Below are 19,488 nucleotides of genomic sequence, written 5' to 3'. Positions count from 1 at the left end.
GTGTCAGAGACGGGTTTGCTTTTTAAAATAGGTCAGCATTATTGTCTAAATGTTTCGCGTGCGAAACATTTGGGCCGAACCGGACCTAATTTGCACGGCGGTGCCTGCCGGCGGTCTGCCCAGATAAAGACCCGCCCGGCCAGAGGCCGGACGGGCGAAAGGAAGTCTGATCAGGTCCCCCCCAGGTATGAAACGCCAGACGTCTTACCGGCCGCGCATCCCTGATCAGCCATTCCCCTCTCTCAACGCGTTCGACATGCTGCGCAGCACCGGGCTGAGCAGGTAATCCGCCAAGGTCTGCCGCCCGGTTTCGATCATCGCCTGGGCCGGCATGCCGGGCAGGGTCTTGACGTTGGGCAGCGCCGCCAGCTCTTCGGGCGGAATGCGGATGTGAACGCGGTAATAGGGAATGCCGCTGTTGAGATCGGCAATGCTGTCAGCCGCCACCATCACCACCTCGCCCCGGACCGGCGGGGTGGAGCGGAAACTATAGGCGGTGAGCTGCACGCGGGCCCGGCCACCGGTCACCACCTCGTCGATATCGGTGGGCGAGACGCGGGTCACGACAATCAGATCGCTGCCCGAGGGCACCAGCTCCAGCACATTCTGGCCCGGGTTCAGCACCTGGCCCAGCGTATTGATGGAGAGCTCCACCACCCGGCCGGCCTGCGGCGCGCGGATGGTCTGGCGTTCGATCACATCCTCCGCCGCATCCAGCCGCTGGCGCAGGTCCAGAATACGCTCCTGCACCAGCTGGGTTTCGCTGGAGATCCGGTTCACCGTGTCGCGGTGCACCTGCAGAATGCGCTCCTCGGTTTCGGCGACACGCTCCTGAAGGTTTTCGCTGTCGCTTTCCAGCGCGCCAAACGTGCCCATCAGCCCGGTTTCCTGCAACAGCCGGTCGCTGAGCCGGGTCTTGGGAACCAGGCCTTTTTCATAGAGCTTGTGCAGATCGGCGACCTCGCCCCTGATCAGGGTCAGCTGATCCTCGACCGCGGTCAGCCGCGCCTGCCGCCCGATGAGCTGTTTGCCCAGCTGGGCAATCCGGTCGCGCAGGATCTGCACCTGACCTTCATACAAGGCGCGGTTGCTGGCGAAGACATCGCGCTGCACCTCAAACAGCGAGACCAGCTCTGGATCCTCGGCAATCAGCTGGTCCAGCTCGGCCGGGATCTCGATCTGATCAGCCTGGGCCAGCTCCGCCTGAAGCCGCGCCTGCTGGGCCAGAAGACTGGCCATCTGGCTGGTCAGGATGGCGCGGTTGGCGCGCATCCGGCGCCCGTCCAGCACCGCGATCACATCGCCCTCGGCAACCATATCGCCCTCGGTCACATTGATCTCGCGGACGATGCCGCCCTCCAGATGCTGCACGCTGAGCCGGTCGCCATCCACGGTGAATTCCCCGGGGGCGACCACGGCGCTGGTCAGCTCGGCCCTGGTCGCCCAGAACACCAAACCGCCAAACAGGCCAAAGCCGCAGACCAGCATCCACAGCACCAATTGGCGCACGCGGGTTGGCGGGGTGCGGGGCAGGGTGAAGCCATCGGGCATCAGGTCCTGAAAGCCCCGGTTTATTTCAATCTCGCTGGCGGCGCGCGGGGCCAGCTCCCGGCTGTTGCTGCGGCTCATGACTGGGCTCCTTCTGCGGCGCTGGCCTCTGCATCGGTGTCCGTCCGGGCCGCCGCCCGGCGCGGTGCGAGATTGGTCACCTTGGGATCGCTCTGGGCCCGGCTCATCGGCTGGGCGGCGGCTTCGATGATCTGACGGGCCTCGCCAAAGCGGGCAATCCGCCCTTCCTGTATCAGGGCGGCATGGCTGACCCGCCGCAACAGGTTGAGCCGATGCGTCACCACCACCACGATGGCACCACGGGTGCAGACCTCCTCGATGGCGGCGGCCAGGGCCTCTTCGCCTTCGGGGTCGAGATTGGCATTGGGCTCATCCAGCACGATCAGCTTGCGATCGCCAAAGAAGGCGCGGGCCAGACCAATCCGCTGTCGCTGCCCTGCGGAGAGGAACCCGCCGCGCGGGCCGACTTCGGCGTTATAGCCGCCGGGCAGGGCCAGGATCAGCTCATGCACGCGGGCCAGTTTGGCGGCGGCCACCACATCGGAGGGTTTCGATGTCGGATCCATCATGGCGATATTCTCGGCCACGGTGCCGCGGAACAATTCCACCTGCTGCGGCAGAAAGCCGATATGGCGGCCGATCTGTTCGGGGTCCCAATCGGTGAGGGCGGCATCATCGATGCGCACATGGCCCCGCACCAGCGGTTGCAGCCCCACCAGCGCCCGCGCCAATGTGGTCTTGCCCGCGCCCGACGGGCCGATCAGCCCCAGCGCATGGCCCGGTTGCAGCGACAGGGTGATGTCGAGAAGCAGCGGATCCTGCCGCCCCGGCAGCACCACGGTGGCATTTTCCACCGACAGCCGCCCGGTGGGGTCGGGCAGTTCCATCCGGTCGCTGGTGTCTTCGGCATGGGCCAGCAGGAGGTTCAGCCGTTCCATGGCGCTGCGGGCCTTGAGCAGGGCACGCCAGCCGGCGATGGATTGCTCCACCGGGGCGGCGGCCCGGCCCAGCAGGATCGAGGAGGCAATCATCAGCCCCGGCGTCAGCTGGTTGTTGATCACCAGCACCACGCCCACGCCAAGCACGGCGATCTGCAGACCCATGCGGGTGGCCTTGGCCAGCGAGGTCATCAGCGCCACCCGGTCGGTGACCAATGTGCCAAAGAGAATGGCGGTAAAGGCGCGCCCCCGCCAGCGGCCGATCTGGGCAGAGGTCTTGCCCATGGCGTGGATGATCTCGGCATTGACCATCATCTCCTCAACCGCGGCATTGGTTTCGCGGGCGGCCTCCTCGGAGGTCTTGCCGGGCGCGCGGGCAAAGACCTCGCTCAGCACGCCAAGCCCCAGCAGGATCAGCAGACCCACCACCGAGACCAGCCCCAGGACCGGGCTGAACAGAAAGATCAGCCCGATGAACAGCAGCGACCAGGGCGCGTCCAGGAGCGCAATGAACACCGGGCTGGTGACAAAGCCGCGCAGATCCTGAATGTCGCGGATCGGTTCCGCCGTGCGCAGAGGCGCGGGCAGGTTGCCGCTGATCATCCCTTGCAGGACAACCGGGCTCAGCCGGGCCTCCAGCCGCGAGCCGAGGCGGGCGACGAGGCGCTGGCGAATGACATCAAAGAGAAAGAAGAACACCAGCGCGATTGCCGCGCCGGTGGTCAAAGCAATCAAGGTTGGCATGCTGCCCGAAGCCATGACCCGGGCAAACAGTTGCAACATGTACAGCGGCGCTGTCAGGACAAGCAGGTTAACAAAGATACTCGCTACAAAAATTGAGGTGATAACACCCCGCTGTCCGTCAAAGACCCGTTTCGTCTTCATACCCGTGACCCCCCGGTTGCACGATGTGAAGTTTCTGAAGCTGGCAGATCAGCGCCCTGGTCCAAGGTGGCAATCCTTGGCCGGGGACCAAATCGCTGTCCTGAACCAGGGCTAGACCCCCCCGGGTGGCGGCCGCCACCCGGGAGGATCATTCCTTATGGCTCAGAGCGTATGACCCCAGATGTTGTCATAGCTGTCATCAAAGCCGTCATCGCTGGCCACGACCCGGATCGGCTCGTAGCTGCCGGCGTCGCCGGTGCCGACCGCATTGATGCCAACACCGCCAGAGGGCAGGGCGTCCTGTCCCAGGGAGGTGTAGCCATTGGCATTGGTCAGACCCTTGATGACCACGGTGGCGCCACCAACAGAAATGGTGGTGTCGGTGCCATCATCCGAAACACTGGCCACGCCATTCAGGGCGCCAAAGGCCGCCTCTGACGAGGTGCCTGCACCAGCGTCGATATTGGTGACGCGGAAGGCCAGCACATCGTGGTCCTCATCAATGTCAAAGTCATTGATGCAGTCGATGCCATCGCCGGAGCTGAAGGAAGCCCCGTCCCAGGTCAGGTCGATGATGAAGACATCCTTGCCGTTGCCACCGGTCAGATCGTCATCTCCCGCGCCACCTTTCAGGTAGTCGTTGAAGTTGCCGTCGCCGCCGTAGAGGGTGTCATTGCCTTCACCGCCATCCAGGAAGTCATGGCCACGGCCACCGTCCAGATCGTCATTGCCAACTTCGCCATAGAGGCAGTCGTTGCCATTGTCGCCGTTCAGGTCATCGCCACCGTTGCCGCCCAGAAGGACGTCATCGCCGTCGCCGCCGTTCAGTTCGTCGGCACGGTTGTCACCCATCAGCAGATCGTCGCCATCATCGCCGTTGACGGTGTCTTCGCCGTCGCCGCCGCTCATGACGTCATTGCCGGTGCCGCCATGCATCAGGTCATTGCCATGACCGCCATACATAGTGTCATTGCCGGCATCACCATAGAGCGTATCGGCCTGATTGTTGCCGTAGATCAGGTCATCGCCATCGCCGCCTTTGACGGTGTCGTTGCCGGAGTTGCCGAACAGCACGTCGTCGCCGACATTGCCGTGGACGCAGTCGTCGCCTTCGTTGCCATAGAGGGTGTCATTGCCCTGGTTGCCATAAAGACGATCCCGGCCGATACCCCCATATCCGAGGTCGAAACCACGGCCGCCGATGATGACGTCATTGCCCTCTTCGCCGAACATGGTGTCATGGCCGGAGCCACCGCGGATGCGGTCATTGCCGGCATCGCCACCGTCCTGCGGTGTGTAGCAGTCCGGGCAGTCGACGGGACGCAGATCGGTTTCATCGCTGGTATGCGCTGAGGCCTCGACCGATGTTTTGGGGTCGTCGTCGCAGCAATCCCAATCGATGTCGCCATAGCCCTTGACCCGGGCATGGTCACCAAAGATCAAATCGCCCTGGGCACCACCTTCGAGCACGTCATTGTTGCTGCCGCCGCGGAGAGTGTCCTTGCCGGCATCGCCATTGACGTCGTCACGGCCTTCGCCACCATCCATCAGGTCACGGCCGCGGCCGCCCTGCATCAGATCGTCGCCGGTTTCGCCGAACATGGTGTCCATGCCACCCTGACCATCCATGGTGTCATGGCCATCGCCACCTAGCATGCAGTCATTGCCGTCTTCATTGGGGCCTTTGCCAACCGGACCGCTGTCAGAGCCAAAGTCGAGATCGTCGCCCTGGGACTGACGTTCGTCGCCGAACATCTCGTCATCGCCGGAGCCGCCAATCACCAGGTCGTCGCCCAGACCACCGGCCATACGGTCGTCGCCGCCCTGACCGTTCATCCGGTCATTGCCGCCGCGGCCATACATGGTGTCGTCGCCGTCATAGATGGATTCGCCAGCGCGGCCGCCGCGGTCACCCCACATGCAGTCGTCGCCGCCTTCGCCGTCCATGCAGTCGTCGCCCAGATCCCCATAGAGGTAATCGCCGGCGTCGCCGGAGCCATCGCCCTTGCCGCCTTCATCCCCAAAGATCTGGTCGTCGCCATTGCCGCCAAAGACCGTATCCTGATCCTTGCCGCCCAGCAGCGAGTCATTGCCGTTTTCGCCATCGATGTAATCGCAGCCATCGCCGCCATCGATCCAGTCGTTGCCGTCGCGGGTCGCGTTGGTGCCATTGCCCCCGTAAAGGGTATCATTGCCACCATCACCATTGATGGCGTCATTGCCGCCGCGGCCTTCGATATAGTCCTGGCCGGACTGACCATCGAGCCGGTTGTTGCGCTCGTTGCCATAGACCGCATCATTGCCGCCGCCAGCTGCGGCGTTGTCGCCGGCATCATGGTCGTTCAGATTGATGACATTGCCATCGCGACCGCCACGTTCCGTGGTGCCATCATTGTAATTGGGACTGAATTTATTGTCCTCGTCAAAGATGATCTCGCAGTCTGGATTACACTCTTCCCATGGTGAGCCTTCGTCTGGTCTACCCATCTTAAACATCCTCCTAATTAATATACCGGGAGTGTGATGCGCCCCCCGACGCGACCCCCTTTAGAAATCTGGCCAGGGGAAATTGGGTGTGGGACCTGACCAGTACCAAAAGACCGCTTGGGTCTCTGATGGTGATTGCATCGCAAATCGGGTGGGGTGGATGCCCCCAAATGGGGACAAATTTTCCTCAAATTGTCGATTTCCGGGGGTGCGGCATCAGATGCCCGGCGGGCTCTTCTGCGAGATATGTGGGACAGGCACCAAAGCCGTCCGACGCATCTTTTCCGGGCCGGGGATTTGGGACAGCAGTCCGGCCCGGAGGGATGTCGCACCCCCGAAAGAGAAAGACTCTTTATCCTTTGTTAGAGTCTATTATTTGCAGATATCGCCAGGCCGTCTCCCTGCTTATTGGCCCGGATCTTCTCTGGTGGTTTCAACAAAACGGACAAGGCTGGCCCAATGGATCTGCGCCTCGCTCCAGGCCGTGCCGGCAGCGGCGGAAATCCGGCTGTGATAGAGCGTGCCCGCCGCCAGCCCGAGCGCCAGGATCAGCGCAAGATATCCGCCCTGGCCAAGCCCGCGTGCCAGCCGCTGCCGCAGGCTGCGGCGGTGGGCGGAGCTGTCGGCCAGCACCCTGGCAAAACTGTTGCGCAGCACCGGCTCCAGCTCGATCCGCAGCGCCCCTTCCATCCGGTTCACCGCCTCCTCCAGCGTGTCGATGCGCGCGCTCAGCGCCTTGCGATCCGCCTCGGCCTTCCGGGTGTAGATCTCACCCAGCCCGTCGTTGAGGGTGGCGAACATCGCCGTGATCCGCTTGTGCAGCTCGATGAGATCGCCGCGCCCGGCCAGAGGCTGGGGGCCGCCGCGCAGATGGGCGGCCAGCTGGTCCAGATCCGCCGGGGCGAGCCTGTGGGCGGCGGCCTCCGATGTGGCTTCTGCATGGGCCGGCTCCCCGTCGGGGCGCGGCTTGTCGGTGTTCTGCGTGGTCTGATCCGTGGTGCTCTCCATCTCGATATCTGATGCCGGCTCGGCTGCGGTTTCTGATCCGGCTGCCGACTTGGCCTTGCCAGTGTTTCTGGTCGCATCCGTGGTCGATCCTGTGGTGGGGTCTGCCGCGCGGCGGTCCTGGGCGGCCAGGGCTGCGGCGCCGATCGAGGCCGCGGTTGGCGCGACCGGTGCGGGTGGCCCCTGGGTGAGGCTTTCATGGGTTACCTTGTTCATGACGCTCTCCCCAGAGAGGCCTGCCAGGTCAGCCGCTGCGCCATTTCCGTGCGCCCGGCCACCTCAAGCTTGGACATCACCCGCTTGGCATAGGTGTTGAAGGTCTGTTCCTTGATGCCCGCAATATGCGCAGCCTCGCGGTTGGACAGCCCCAGCTGGATCAGCGCCGCAACCCGGGCCTCGCAGGGCGACAGCCCCATTTTCTGCGCCAGCATCTCGATCCGCTGCTGATCGGGCTGGCGCGGCAGGATCGCCACCACCAGCGCGCGCCGGGTGTCGGCACAGAGATAGCAGGTCAGCGAGACCGGCAGCCGCATTCCCGAGCTGGCATCCTGCAGAAACAGGATCAGCTCCTGGCTGGCCCCGCCGCCGGGCACATGGGATCCGGCGGCTGCTTGGGTCGGGGTGCGCGCGCATTCCTGCACGGCTGCGTAAAACGCCCGGGTTTCCCGGCTGTTGGCACAGCGCAGCACGCCGTCGCTGTTGCACAGCAGATTGCCTGCCGCCAGCATGTCGCAGCCGGCCCCATTGCAATCCAGCAGCCGGCCCGAGCTGTCCAGCACCAGAACCGCGCTGTCGCTTTTGGTGGAAATTGTCCAGAGCATCGCTTCGGAGGTTTCGGAGGCCTCCAGGGCCAGCTCCGGCGCCGGTGTGCCGGCGAGCATTTCGCGCAGCGCATCCTCGCGGGTGAGCGGCCAGATGGCAGGCAGGATATCGGCGCAATGGCTGTCATGCTGGCTGCCTTCCAGATGCAGCGCGACCCGGTCTTCGCTGCCATCGGCAAAACGGCAGGCAAACACCACCCAGCGGCCAGACCTGTGGCCAGAGCCATCCGCACGCAGGGCAGCGGGATCCAGCCAGTCGGGCCAGGCGTTGGGATGGCTCTGCGGATCATGCAGCTGGGTGCAATGGAACAGCGGCCCGCTGCGCAGCAGGGAGCGAAGATCCTCCCTGGGCGGTTTCGGCCGCGACCCGGCTGCGGATCGTGATGCGGATCCGGCACCGCTGGCCCCGTCGCTGCTGGCCCCGTCGCCGCTGGTCACAAGACATGTGGTCACCAGCAGACGGGCAGGCCCGGTGCAGTCGATCTCGGCAATGGCGGTGGTGGTGATGGATGAAACTTGTCTTTGAAACGATCGCGCAAAAGCGATCTCGCCCGTGTGGATCACGGCGCCCCCGAACACATTCATATTGCCCCCCGGCATATCAAAACGAATATGTCCCAGCCTAGCATATCGCCGGTGCCGTCAAATTGTGCAGAGGGCGTACCCCTTCGGATGTGACGATTCGCTGTTGGTTTGGGCTGTCCTTGCGATCAACCAACGGGCGAACCCACAGAGGGTTGAGTTTTAATCAATATCTGGTGTTGTGACGCAGGGTAAGCCACAAGTCACCGCGAAGGGCCAATTCAGTATTTTCCATAATATTATTATTTTTCAAATGATTAGATATTGGCAAAGATCCGCCGCCTGAGTGAAGGGCTCAAGGAGAACTACCTCGGAGGGGGTAAGGATCCGGGCGGGGGCGCAACAAAGGAAGGGTGATTCCATCTCTTGCGGTAGGATTCGCGAAGATTGAACACCATTAGGTTGTGGAAACCGGCCCGAGGCGGATCAGAATTAAGGAATTCGCACATCTTTGGATTTGCCCGCCCTGAGGATATTCTTGTTGATAAAACAAAAGCCTATATCGAAAACAATACTTTAGGCTTTGGTTCTGGTGGCGCCAACATTTCGCCAATGGGTAAGTTTTTTGACAAAAACGGATGGATTCGGGCTATTTTGGAGTGCCGCATAGCGGTGCAGCGCTGATACGGGCTGCAATTTGGAGGCAGGGGGGCGTGATATTTGGCCCCAGCATTTTAGGGGGCTGGCCTGGAGGAGGCCCGCCTGAACAGCAGGCCCTGTGAAACTTCCCCGTGATAGGGGGGGCTGCAGCGGGGAGCTGAGAGATGGCCTGCGGGCAGGCGGCTGAGGCGTTCCCTTGGTCGGCCGGGTCGCAATGCGGCGCTCATCTGATCGAAAGGACAAAAACACAAGACATAAGACAACACCGGGGTGCCATCTGTGACGGGGGTCGCAACAGCACCGCGAGGGCCAGGGCGGGGTGTTCCAAACCCGCAGAAAAGCCCGGTGACCTCCCTGTTCCGGAGATCATTCATTGAGACCATCTGATCGTGTGTGGATCAGTTTTTTTAAGAGTATGGGGGTATATCATGCCTGTTCATATTGTGGGCGAAAGTCGCTTGTTACGCGACATGTTCCTCGCCATTTGCCAGAGCAACGACTACCAGATCGGCACCTGCTGCGATGAGCTTTCGACGCTCTCCGGGCTGGGGGTGGATGATCTGGTTTTATATTACAGCCATGAAACCGGACCGGAGCTGGTGGAGGAATTGCGCCAGTTCAAAGAGGGCAATGACGCCTCTCTGCTGATCCTGATCATGGGGCGCGAATGTTCCACCAGCATGCAGAATGCGCTCAGCGCCTATGCCGAGGCGGTGATCCCGCAACGCAAATCGGCCGAGGCGCTGATTGCGGCGCTGCGGGTGGTGCAAAGCGGCTATCGGATTGTGCCATCGGATATTTCCGCGGCGCTGCGGGCGGCGGATGTGACCACATCCAGCGGCGACCAGGCGGCGGAAACCCTCGGCGCCTCTGCGGATTTTGCGGCGGTGACCCTGGACGGTCGGGTCAATGGGAGCCTGTCTGAGGCAGGCTCTAACAAGGGGAAACCCAACGGTGTTCCGGCCGATCCCCTGCCAGTGGACCTGCGCCGGATGCCGGCCTCGGCTGCGGCGCGCGGGCTGTCGGGACGCGAATGGCTGATCCTGACCAAGCTGATCGACGGCGCCACCAATAAATCCATCGCCAATGAGCTGGGCATCTGCGAGGCCACGGTGAAGGTGCATCTGCGCACCTGTTTTCGCAAGGTCGGTGCCAAGAACCGCACCCAGGCCGCGATCTGGGCGTCGGAGCAATTCCTGTCCTGATCCCACCATCTGGTGGGCCGGGCAGGTCGGGGCTGCGTCGGCCATGGATCCATGCTGGGGGGCTGGATCCCGGGTCGACGCAGATCATCCCCGGATACTCTGCTGCGGACCGAACTGTTACAGACTGGGCGGTTGCCGGCCCGGGTGTCAGATCTTCAGCTGTTTGCCCGCAGGCAGCAGTGCGTTGATCTGGCGGGCGTGCTCGGGCATGCAGCGGGTCAGGAAATCGTAGGTTTCCACCACATGGGCGCGGGCATTGGGGCCGAGATGGGCATAGGCGCCGGGATTGGCCAGCACATCCACCACCTGATCGGCCAGCGCGCCGGGGTCGAAGAAATCCACCAGCATGCCGGTCTCATTATGGGTCACCGCCTCGCGCACCGGCTCCACATCGGCGGCGACGACAGTGGCCTGCATCGACATCGATTCCAGCAACGACCAGCTGAGCACAAAGGGCATGGTCAGATAGATGTGGCAGCGGCTGATGCGGATGATCTTGCACAGATCGCTGTAAGGCACCCGGCCGAGGAAATGCACCCGACTCCAGTCGACGCTGTCGCCCAGCTCATCCTCCATCTCGCCGCGCAGCCCTGCGGGATGGGTGCTTTCGCGCCCATAGGAGGTCTCATTGCCGCCGATCATCAGGATCCGCGCATTGGGGCGTTCCGACAGGATCTTGGGCAGGGCGCGCATCATCACGTGAAAACCACGGGCGCGTTCCATATTGCGGGCGATATAGGTGATCACCTCATCGTCGCGGCTGAGCGGCCGGGGCAGGCGGCCGAGGCCGATGCTGGCCTGTGGGTCCGGCTGCAGCCGGTCGGTGCGGATGCCGTCATGGCTGACGTAGATCTTGTCGTGAAAGCTCTTGGGGAAGCGGTCGCGCTGCCAGTAGGTCGGGCTGTGGCCCAGATCGACCACCTCGATATTGGCAAAGGGCACGGTGTTGCGGGCATGGGCAAAGAACCCTGCGTGTTCGCCGGGGGGATTTTCCGGGTCAAAGCCAACCAGCCCGCCAGTGGTGCGGTAGAAATATTCAAAGAAGCCAATAATTGGCACATCCGGCCAGACCTCTTTCATGAAGGTCAGCTCCCCCCAGCCGGTGTGGCCAATGATGATATCGGGCTTGAAGCCTTCCCTGGCCTCCAGTTGGCGCGCGGCGAGGGCGGCGCCAATGCCATTGCCGGCTGCCGCCTCCCAGTCCTTGGACAGCCCATAGGCATCGGCGGCAGGCTGGTGATGGCTGCTGTAGGTTGCGGTGGTGACCCCGGGCAGCTTCACATCGTTTCGCTGGGTCAAAAACACGATCTCATGCTCGCCCTGATCGGCCAGCCACTGGATCATCTCCCGGTACTGGCCGGGCATGTTCTGGTGCACAAAGAGAAATTTCATCCCCTATCCATGCCGCGAGAGGGCGGCAGGCGCAACCCTTTCGGCGGGGCGCGGGCGGGGAGATCTGGCCGGGCGTCCAGTACGTCCAGGCGCGCGGGTGCGCGGGGCGCCCCCATGGGCAGGGTTTCACCACCAGGGGCCTCTGCCGGGTTTTCCGGGCTTGTCCCCAGAGGTCATGGCGCTAACATGCGCGCAACGCAGCAATCCCGGGGGCTGCGGCCGCCGGAGACGCCAAAGCGCGGTTGCCGATCCCCTATTTTCAATAGGCCATACCATCCGTTTGTGGAGGCTATGGCGAGTAACATCTGGTGATATATGAGAATCCTTTTCCACGCTCCCGTGCTTTCGGTCCACCGTCCGGATCCGGCACTCTCCAGTATCCTGGGGGTGCCGCCGACGGTGACGGACACATTGTTCGGTCTGAAACCGGCGCATCGGCTGACCGGGAATCGCGGCAATATCATCCATGCCGAAGCCCCGGCGCGCAGCCTGCGCAAGGACCCGGATGGGTCGGCGGTGGGCAATATCGCCAATCTGCAGAAAAACCTCGGTGAGGGCTATGCCGAGACCATCGCCGAGCATTTCGACATGATCGTGGTGTCACTGGCCAATTTCATCCGCCCCAATCACGATGGTATCCGGCTGTTTACCGCGCTGGAGGCGCTGGATGGGCGGGTGCCTTTTGTGGTGCTGGGGGCCGGGATGCAGGGCAGCCATGCGTTTGAGGACCTGCTGCCGGGCAACCGCGATCTTCTGGCGCTGCTCAATGAACGGGCCAATCTGTTTGGGGTGCGCGGCACCCAGACGGCAGAGTGGCTGGCCAACAACGGGCTGGAGAACACCACCGTGCTGGGCTGCCCCAGTCTCTATGTCTATCCGCAGTCGATCATGGCCATCGACGGGGCCGCGGCCCAGGCCAAGGGGCGTCAGGCCAATGTGATGACCGCAGGCCATTTCTCCATGCGCGACGGCGCCATCGTTGAACGCGGCACCGAACTGGCCAAGGCGTTCGACAAGATCGACGCCTCTTATGTGTTCCAGGATGAGATCTTTGCCTATGGTAAATTCATCACGGACCGGTTTGGCTATAATGAGGGCAATAATATTGCCCAGCCCGAGATGCTCAATCGCTGGCTGAGCCGCAAATGCGGCCATAAGGTCGATTTCAACCGCTATTATTACTTCTCCGAGGCTGGCGCCTGGCGGCAGGCGGCGATGCTGCATGATGTCTATATCGGCGACCGCTTCCATGGCGGGGTGGCGGCCCTGCAGGCGGGTCAGCCGGCGATTTTCCTCAAGCATGACAACCGGGTGGCCGAGCTGACCGAACATTTCGGCCTGCCGGCGCTGAACACGCAGAAATTCATGCGCAAGGGGCTGAAGGCGACGCTGGATGAATATCTGTCGCCCGAGATGCTGGACACGATGAAGGCGACCTATCGCCAGCGGCATGCCGAATATGTGGCGGCGCTGGCCGAACACGGGCTGGAGGTCGACACCATCGTGCCCGACGAGCCGCAGCCGGTGCCTGCGGTGGACCGGCAAGGCCATCTGGGCGCCATCCGCAGCCAGATGGCCCCCGAAGAAGCGCTGCCAGAGGGGCTGTGGCCCACCACCACGCTGACCCCGTCTTATGCCATGCGGCGGCTGCATCCGGAGGGCGCGCGGGAGCTGGTTGTCACCTTTGAAGGGGCAGGCCAGGCGCTGGACCGCAAGGATCCCTTGCGTCCGGGCTTTGGCGAGCGTTTCCTGATCAAATCCGGCTATGCGGTGCTGTCGGTCTTGCCGCATCAGCAGAACTGGTACCGTCCGCTGGATCTGGAACAGTATTTCCGGGCACCGGACACCCGCGCCTGGATGGCTGGGTTTGACAAGGTGCATGTGCTGGGCTCCGGTATGGGGGCCTTTGGCGCCATGGCCTTTGCCGACCTGATCGGCGCGAAAAACGTGGTGGCGCTGCAGCCGATCACCACCCTGGCCGAGGATCTGATCCCCGGAGAGACCCGTTTCCCGGCGGCGCGCAAGCTGGACTGGAGCAGTGGCTACCGCGATGGCTGCAGCGGCTGTGACCGGGCGGCCCGGATCTATGCCATCCACGGCGATCATCCGCTGGATCTGGCTCATGTGGAGCGGCTGCGCGCGGCGGCCGGATCGCGGCTGATCAACGCCGAGCTGTCCCATGACAGCAAGCGCCCGGTGACCCCTTTGCTGCGCGCCAAGCGCCGTCTGCCCCGGACAGTGCTGACCTGCCTGCGCGGCGGCGACGCGGCGGCGCTGGAGCAGGTGCTGGGGGAGCTGGTTGCCCAGAAAACCCCGGCGGAATGATCCGCTGCTGCTGGTGTCATGCCGAACCCAGATACAAAGGCCGCCTGACAGGCGGCCTTTGTCACATCTGCCCGCTGAATATATCGCCGCGACGCGGTGAATGTGCAATAATTTAACATAAGATTGATTAAGGAGCTTTTTATACCCGGAGCACATTCCGAACCGGGGTGCGACAAATTCCCTATCTTGCCGGATCAGACGGAGATGTGATCGTGGCCGGGTGGTGTTTTATTGCTCGTCTGCCGTTTGATCTGGTAGCCTTTGGCCCTGCGGTCGGCATCATCGGAAGCCGGGCTGGAAGGGCCGCAGACAGGTGGATGTTAAGAGTGACGTGATACCCAGACCACCTGGGCGCGGCACAGGATCGAAAGTATGGCGCGGGTTGGCCCAGGCCCGATGCCAGGTAGGGGGCATCATGACCGGTACTTCACAGGCAGCTAAGCCTGGCTCGACATCTGCGATGGGCGAGACGGATCTTCAGGCAGCGTCTGTGGTGGACGGGGCGCGGGATATCCCCCTGACGCCGATGCAGCAGGGGCTGCTTTATGAAAGCGCGGCTGCCGGCCGACCTTGGGTCAATCTGGAACAGATCGTGGTGCATCTGGACGCCGAGGCGCCCGCGCCCGAGGCGCTGCAGGCGGCCTGGCAGCAGGTCTGCGCCCGCCATCCGGTGCTGCGCAGCGCGGTGCTGTGGCAGGGCCGCCCGCAGCCGGTGCTGCAGGTGGCGCCGGTGGCCGTGGCCGCGGCGCAGGTCACGGTAGAGACCGAGGACTGGCAGGGGCTGGGGGCGGAGGATCAGACCGCCCGGCTGGAACGGTTCCTGGCCGAGGATCGCAACCGGGGCTGCGCGCTGGAGCAGGCGGTGTCCTGGCGGGTGCTGCTGGCGCGGCTGGGGCCGGAGCGGTCGGTGATGGTCTGGACCATCCACCACGTGCTGGTCGATGGCCGCAGCATGGCGGTGGTGCTGGAGGATGTCTTTGCGGCGCTGAGCGCGGGCGATCTGCCTGCCGAGACCGCGCCGGTGACCGGTTTTGACGCCTTCAGCCCGGCCGTGGCGGAGGTCTCGGGGCGGGCGGAAAGTCGGGCGTTTTTCCAGGATCACCTCAAGGGATTCGAAACCCCCAATCAGATTGCCCGGCTGGCGGATCTGTCGGCCGACACACCGCAGGACAGCCCCGGGCGCAAGCGGATCCTGCAGCGACATCTGCCGACCGAGCTGCGCCGCGCCCTCATGCAGCGCGCAGGCGCGGTCACGGCGACAGAGGGCGGCGGCGCGGCCACCCTGGCCAATATGGTCCATGCCGCCTGGGGGCTTCTGGTGGCGCGCTGGAGCGGGCGGGAAACGGCGCTCTTCGGGGTCACCCGATCGGGGCGCTATCTTCTGGAGGGCTGCGGGCGCACGGTGGGCTGCCTGATCAATACGGTGCCGCTGTATCTGCATCTGTCGGGGGGCGAGACGGTTGACGGGCTGCTGGCGCGCCTGCGCCGCGATGCGGTGGCGCTGCGCGATCATGAACATGCCGCGCTGGCGGATATGCGCGGCTGGTGCGGGCTGCCGGGCAGCGTGCCGCTGTTTGACAGCATGGTGATGTTCGAACGCGACAGTCTGAACGAGCGGATGCGCAGCCTCGGCGGCGCCGATCCGCAGACCCCCTGGCGGCACCGCCGGGTGGAACTGCGCGAAGAGGGCGCGATGCCGCTGACCCTGGCGGTCTATGGCGATGAACAGCCGCTGCTGATGCTGGAATATGATCCCGAGGTGCTGCCGGGCACACAGGTGGAGCGGATGCTGGATCACCTGTGCCAGCTGTTGCAGAGCCTCGCCACGGCGCCCACGGGCATGGCCCTGCGCGATCTGGGGATGCTGCCGGAGGCGGAGGTCACGCAGCTGGTGCGACAGGGCCGCCCGGATCCGGTGCTTGCGCAGAGGCTGGCGCAGGATATGGCAGCGGCCCCGCCCTGTATGGCAACCCGGCTGGAGGCCACGGCGGCGCGGGCGCCTGAGGCCCCGGCCCTGCAGATGGCCCCGGACGGGGCGCTGCTGAGCCATGGAGATCTGCAGGCCCGCGCCGATCAGCTGGCGGGGGTTCTGCAGGCGCAGGGGGCGGAGGCCGGCGATATCATTGCCATCTGCCTGCCGCGCAGCCCGGAGTTCATCATTGCGATGCTGGCGGTGCTGAAGGTTGGCGCCGCCTTCCTGCCGGTGGACCCCACCTACCCGGCGGCGGTGATGGCCCATATGCTGGAGGACAGCGGCACCCGGCTGGGCATCGGCGGGCCGGATCATGGCACCGTTTCAGGCTCTGACATGAGTGAATCCGCCGATCAGGCTCCTCAACATGAGACGGCGCTGACCTCAAACGGGCTGGTCTGGATCCCGCCCGGGGCCGGGCAGGCGCAGCCCCGGTCCGCAGCGCCGATCCGCCCCGCGCCGGATCCGGCGCGGCTGGCCTATGTGATCTATACCTCCGGGTCCACCGGCAAACCCAAGGGGGTGCGGGTGCCGATGCGGGCGCTTCTGGCCCATGCCAGCGCCATCACCGCCGCCTTTGACCTCCAGGCCAGCGACCGGATGCTGCAATTTGCCAGCCTGTCCTTTGATGTCGCCATCGAGGAGGTGCTGCCCAGCCTCCTGGCCGGCGCCTGCGTGGTGCTGCGCGCGCCCGATATGATCGGCGCGCCGGGGCTGTTTCTGGACCGGGTGGCGGCGCTGGAGCTGACGGTGCTGAACCTGCCGACCGCCTTCTGGCATGTGCTGTGCGATGTGATGGCCGACAGTGGCCGCAGCCTGCCGCCCTCGGTGCGGCTGGTGATCGTCGGCGGGGAGCAGGTCAGCCCGCAGGCGCTGGCGCGCTGGCAGCAGCTGGCGCCGGGGGTGCGCTGGCTCAATGGCTACGGGCCGACGGAAACCACCATCACCTGCACGCTGCATGATCCGGGCGGCCCGGTTGATGCGGAGGAGGATGTGCCCATCGGCCGCCCCACCGCCCATGCCCGCGCCTATGTGCTGGCCGCTGATGGCAGCCTGGCCCCCGCAGGGGTGGCCGGGGATCTGTGGATTGGCGGCCTGGCGGTGAGCGATGGTTATATCGGCCGCCCCGAGGACACCGCGCGGGCGTTCCGGCCCGACCCCTTTGCAGCGGAGCGCGCGGCGGCGCGGATCTATCGCACCGGGGATCGCGCTGCCTGGCGGGGGGATGGCACGCTGGCCTTTCTCGGGCGGCAGGACCGGCAGGTCAAGCTGCGCGGCTTTCGCATTGATCTGCGCCATGTCGAACAGGTGCTGGAGCGCGCCTGTCCCGGGGTGCAGGCGCTGGCGGCGGTCCGGGGCAAGGATGGGCCTGCGGCGCAGCTCTGCTGCTGGGTCCGGGGCGTGGCGCAGACGGGCGATGGCCAATGGGATCTCGGCCCGTTGCAGCAGGTGGTGCAGCGCGATCTGCCCGCCCATATGCGCCCGGCGCTGGTGGCGCTGGCAGAGTTTCCACGCACCGCAGGGGGCAAGATCGACATGGCCGCCCTGCCCGCCCCGGAGCAGGCCGCAGGGGCGCTCGGTCTGCGTCTGCGGCGGGACGCCGGAGCGGCGGTTGACACCTCTGCCCCGCCCTCGCCGCTGGCCCGGCAGCTGACGGAGATGATGGCCGATATCCTGGGCCAGCCCGATCTGGCGGCGGATGACAGTTTTTATGACCGCGGCGGCCATTCGCTGCTGGCGATGCGGCTGATTGGCCGGATCGAGGCGGATCTGGGCCAGCGGCGGAGCCTGGCGGCGCTGCATCTGACCCCCAGCCCCCGCGCCCTGGCGGCGGCGCTGGAGTCGGAGCAGAACGGGGAACAGACCGGCGCGCCGGAAACACCGGAAGGCCACAGCCTGCCCGATCATCTGGTGATCATCCAGGATGGCGCGGCGCGGCCGCCGCTGTTTGGCGTGCATGTGCTGGGCCGCAACGAGGAATTCTATCGCCCGCTGGCCCGTGCCCTTGGCCCCGACCAGCCGGTCTACGGGCTGAGTATCGGCCTGCTGGATGATGACACCCCCACCGGGGTGCGGACCACCGCCAAGATGTATCTGGACGAGATCCAGACCCATTACCCCAGCGGGGTTGTGCATCTGGCGGCGGTGTCTCTGGGCAGTTATTTCGCCTTTGAACTGGCGCGTCAGCTGCTGGCGGCGGGGCGCGAGCTGGGGCTGGTGGCGCTGTTTGATGCCGAAGGGCCGGCCGGGCGCAGCCGGGTACAGGGCCGGGCCAGGCTGGGCGCCCATCTGCAGCTGCTCCGGCGTATGGGGCCTGCCTATCTGCGCCATATCGTGGCCAATCGGATTGAGACCCTGCGCAATTCCTTTGAGCGGCGGCGGCTGGAGTGGACCGGCGGCGGCAAGCTGACGATCGACGCGCTGATCGCGGCAAACCAGCAGTCGGTGGAACATTACGCGCCGGAGCCGCTGGCCACGCCGCTGACCGTGTTCCGGGCCGGCGACGATCTTTTTGACAGCTCCGAAGGGCTGGCCCAGGGGCTGGGCTGGGCGCCGGTGGCCGAGGCCGGGTTTGAGCTGATCGAGGTGCCGGGATCACATCTGTCGATCCTGCAGCCACCCAATGTGCAGCAGCTGGCCCGCCACATGGCGCGCCTGATGGCGCATTCGGCAGATGGGAAAACCGGCTGATCCCGCTCAGATCCGGGCGCATTCCGGCCCGGATCGGAACAAACCCGAGAAAATCGACCCAACAAGGGAACAAGTTCCCGCTTTGCGGCGTCTGTTCCGTAGGCTGGTTCTCTGCCTGCCGTCTGGCTGCGAACAGGCGGGCTTATTTGTCATTTCCGGGCCTGCGACATCTTGGTCCCCGGCGGCAGGGGGATTAGGTCGGGGCCGAACTCAAAAGGATTCCCTTGTCATGATGAAACCATTTGTCCGGCTTGCCCGCACTGCGGCCATCGCCGTGAGCCTGATGTCCGCCTCCTCAGCCCTTGCCTCCGACACGCTGCGGGTCGGCATGTCGGGCGGCTATTTCCCCTTTACCTTCGTGCGGCAGGATGTGCTGCAGGGGTTTGAAGTGGATGTGATGAATGCGGTGGCCGAGGAAACCGGCCTTGAGGTGGAATTTGTCACCATGTCCTTCTCCGGGCTGATCGGCGCGCTGGATGCCGGGCGTATCGACACCATCGCCAACCAGATCACCATCACGCCCGAGCGCAGCGCCAAATTCGCCTTTACCCAAGCCTATGTCATTGATGGCGCCCAGGTGGTGGTGAAACGCGGTAATGAGGACAGTATCGCAGGCCCTGCTGATCTGGCGGGCAAGACCGTGGCGGTGAACCTCGGCTCCAACTTCGAGGCGCTGCTGCGCAACCTGCCGGAGGCCGACAAGATCGAGATCAAGACCTATGAGGCCAATATCGCCCAGGATACAGCACTGGGGCGGGTCGATGCCTTTGTGATGGACCGGGTGTCCTCGGCCCAGCTGATCCAGGAAAGCCCGCTGCCGCTGGCGCTGGCCGGCGCGCCCTTCTCCGAGATCCGCAATGCCCTGCCGTTCCGTCAGGACGAGGCGGGGCTGGCGCTGCGCGACCGTGTGGATGCGGCGCTGACCCGGCTGCGCGACAGCGGCAGGCTGGCCGAGATCTCGCAGACATGGTTCGGCACCGATATCACGGTTGCCACCGCAGCGGTCGAGAAGTGAG

Annotated in this window: 11 protein-coding genes; 5 read left to right on the top strand and 6 right to left on the bottom strand. The window is 64.6% G+C overall.

What is annotated here, in order from left to right:
• Window positions 1-225 precede the first annotated feature (225 nt).
• The 5 genes from WLQ66_RS18615 to WLQ66_RS18595 form a co-directional block, all read right to left on the bottom strand.
• Complete coding sequence (locus WLQ66_RS18615) at window positions 226-1,629, bottom strand: HlyD family type I secretion periplasmic adaptor subunit (protein ID WP_340547837.1); 1,404 nt, start codon at window positions 1,627-1,629, stop codon at window positions 226-228.
• Entirely contained in the window at window positions 1,626-3,392 is a 1,767-nt protein-coding gene (locus WLQ66_RS18610; protein ID WP_340547836.1) for a type I secretion system permease/ATPase, read from the bottom strand. The genes WLQ66_RS18615 and WLQ66_RS18610 overlap by 4 nt, the downstream gene beginning before the upstream one ends.
• Window positions 3,393-3,554: 162 nt before the next feature.
• Window positions 3,555-5,879, bottom strand: coding sequence for a calcium-binding protein (locus tag WLQ66_RS18605; protein WP_340547835.1), 2,325 nt, complete (start codon window positions 5,877-5,879; stop codon window positions 3,555-3,557).
• A gap of 405 nt (window positions 5,880-6,284) precedes the next feature.
• Window positions 6,285-7,100, bottom strand: a complete 816-nt coding sequence (locus tag WLQ66_RS18600; protein WP_340547834.1) for a hypothetical protein — start codon at window positions 7,098-7,100, stop codon at window positions 6,285-6,287.
• Window positions 7,097-8,290 (bottom strand): helix-turn-helix transcriptional regulator, encoded by a 1,194-nt coding sequence (locus WLQ66_RS18595; protein WP_340547833.1) that lies wholly within the window; start codon window positions 8,288-8,290, stop codon window positions 7,097-7,099. The genes WLQ66_RS18600 and WLQ66_RS18595 overlap by 4 nt, the downstream gene beginning before the upstream one ends.
• Before the next feature lie 384 nt (window positions 8,291-8,674).
• Between WLQ66_RS18595 and WLQ66_RS18590 the strand changes: the two genes are divergently transcribed.
• A complete protein-coding gene (locus WLQ66_RS18590; protein ID WP_340547832.1) occupies window positions 8,675-8,911 on the top strand; it encodes a hypothetical protein in 237 nt (78 codons plus the stop codon).
• A 404-nt stretch (window positions 8,912-9,315) separates the two neighbouring features.
• Entirely contained in the window at window positions 9,316-10,092 is a 777-nt protein-coding gene (locus tag WLQ66_RS18585; RefSeq protein WP_340547831.1) for a helix-turn-helix transcriptional regulator, read from the top strand.
• Between the two features lie 147 nt (window positions 10,093-10,239).
• Here WLQ66_RS18585 and WLQ66_RS18580 read toward each other — a convergent pair whose 3' ends face one another.
• Window positions 10,240-11,484, bottom strand: a complete 1,245-nt coding sequence (locus tag WLQ66_RS18580; protein WP_340547830.1) for a glycosyltransferase family 4 protein — start codon at window positions 11,482-11,484, stop codon at window positions 10,240-10,242.
• 399 nt (window positions 11,485-11,883) lie between these two features.
• Between WLQ66_RS18580 and WLQ66_RS18575 the strand changes: the two genes are divergently transcribed.
• From WLQ66_RS18575 to WLQ66_RS18565, 3 genes are all read left to right on the top strand, one after another.
• On the top strand, window positions 11,884-13,809 hold the full coding sequence (locus WLQ66_RS18575; protein ID WP_340547829.1) for a polysaccharide pyruvyl transferase family protein: 1,926 nt from the start codon (window positions 11,884-11,886) through the stop codon (window positions 13,807-13,809).
• Window positions 13,810-14,224: 415 nt separating this feature from the next.
• Window positions 14,225-18,472 carry a non-ribosomal peptide synthetase gene (locus WLQ66_RS18570; RefSeq protein ID WP_340547828.1) on the top strand — a complete coding sequence of 1,416 codons (4,248 nt, stop codon included), beginning with the start codon at window positions 14,225-14,227 and terminating at the stop codon, window positions 18,470-18,472.
• A 283-nt stretch (window positions 18,473-18,755) separates the two neighbouring features.
• Entirely contained in the window at window positions 18,756-19,487 is a 732-nt protein-coding gene (locus tag WLQ66_RS18565) for an amino acid ABC transporter substrate-binding protein (protein WP_374015690.1), read from the top strand.
• The last annotated feature ends 1 nt before the right edge of the window (window position 19,488 follow it).

The sequence above is a fragment of the Phaeobacter sp. A36a-5a genome (assembly GCF_037911135.1).
Classification (GTDB): Bacteria; Pseudomonadota; Alphaproteobacteria; order Rhodobacterales; family Rhodobacteraceae; genus Phaeobacter; species Phaeobacter bryozoorum.
Note: the sequence above shows the minus strand (reverse complement) of the source record. Positions and strands in the feature narration are given on the sequence as shown.

Bases quoted from the DNA above. Each gene is read 5' to 3' on its own strand.
- WLQ66_RS18615 (WP_340547837.1), bottom strand. From the start codon at position 1,629: ATGAGCCGCAGCAACAGCCGGGAGCTGGCCCCGCGCGCCGCCAGCGAG.
- WLQ66_RS18610 (WP_340547836.1), bottom strand. From the start codon at position 3,392: ATGAAGACGAAACGGGTCTTTGACGGACAGCGGGGTGTTATCACCTCA.
- WLQ66_RS18605 (WP_340547835.1), bottom strand. From the start codon at position 5,879: ATGGGTAGACCAGACGAAGGCTCACCATGGGAAGAGTGTAATCCAGAC.
- WLQ66_RS18600 (WP_340547834.1), bottom strand. From the start codon at position 7,100: ATGAACAAGGTAACCCATGAAAGCCTCACCCAGGGGCCACCCGCACCG.
- WLQ66_RS18595 (WP_340547833.1), bottom strand. From the start codon at position 8,290: ATGAATGTGTTCGGGGGCGCCGTGATCCACACGGGCGAGATCGCTTTT.
- WLQ66_RS18585 (WP_340547831.1), top strand. From the start codon at position 9,316: ATGCCTGTTCATATTGTGGGCGAAAGTCGCTTGTTACGCGACATGTTC.
- WLQ66_RS18580 (WP_340547830.1), bottom strand. From the start codon at position 11,484: ATGAAATTTCTCTTTGTGCACCAGAACATGCCCGGCCAGTACCGGGAG.
- WLQ66_RS18570 (WP_340547828.1), top strand. From the start codon at position 14,225: ATGACCGGTACTTCACAGGCAGCTAAGCCTGGCTCGACATCTGCGATG.
- WLQ66_RS18565 (WP_374015690.1), top strand. From the start codon at position 18,756: ATGTCCGCCTCCTCAGCCCTTGCCTCCGACACGCTGCGGGTCGGCATG.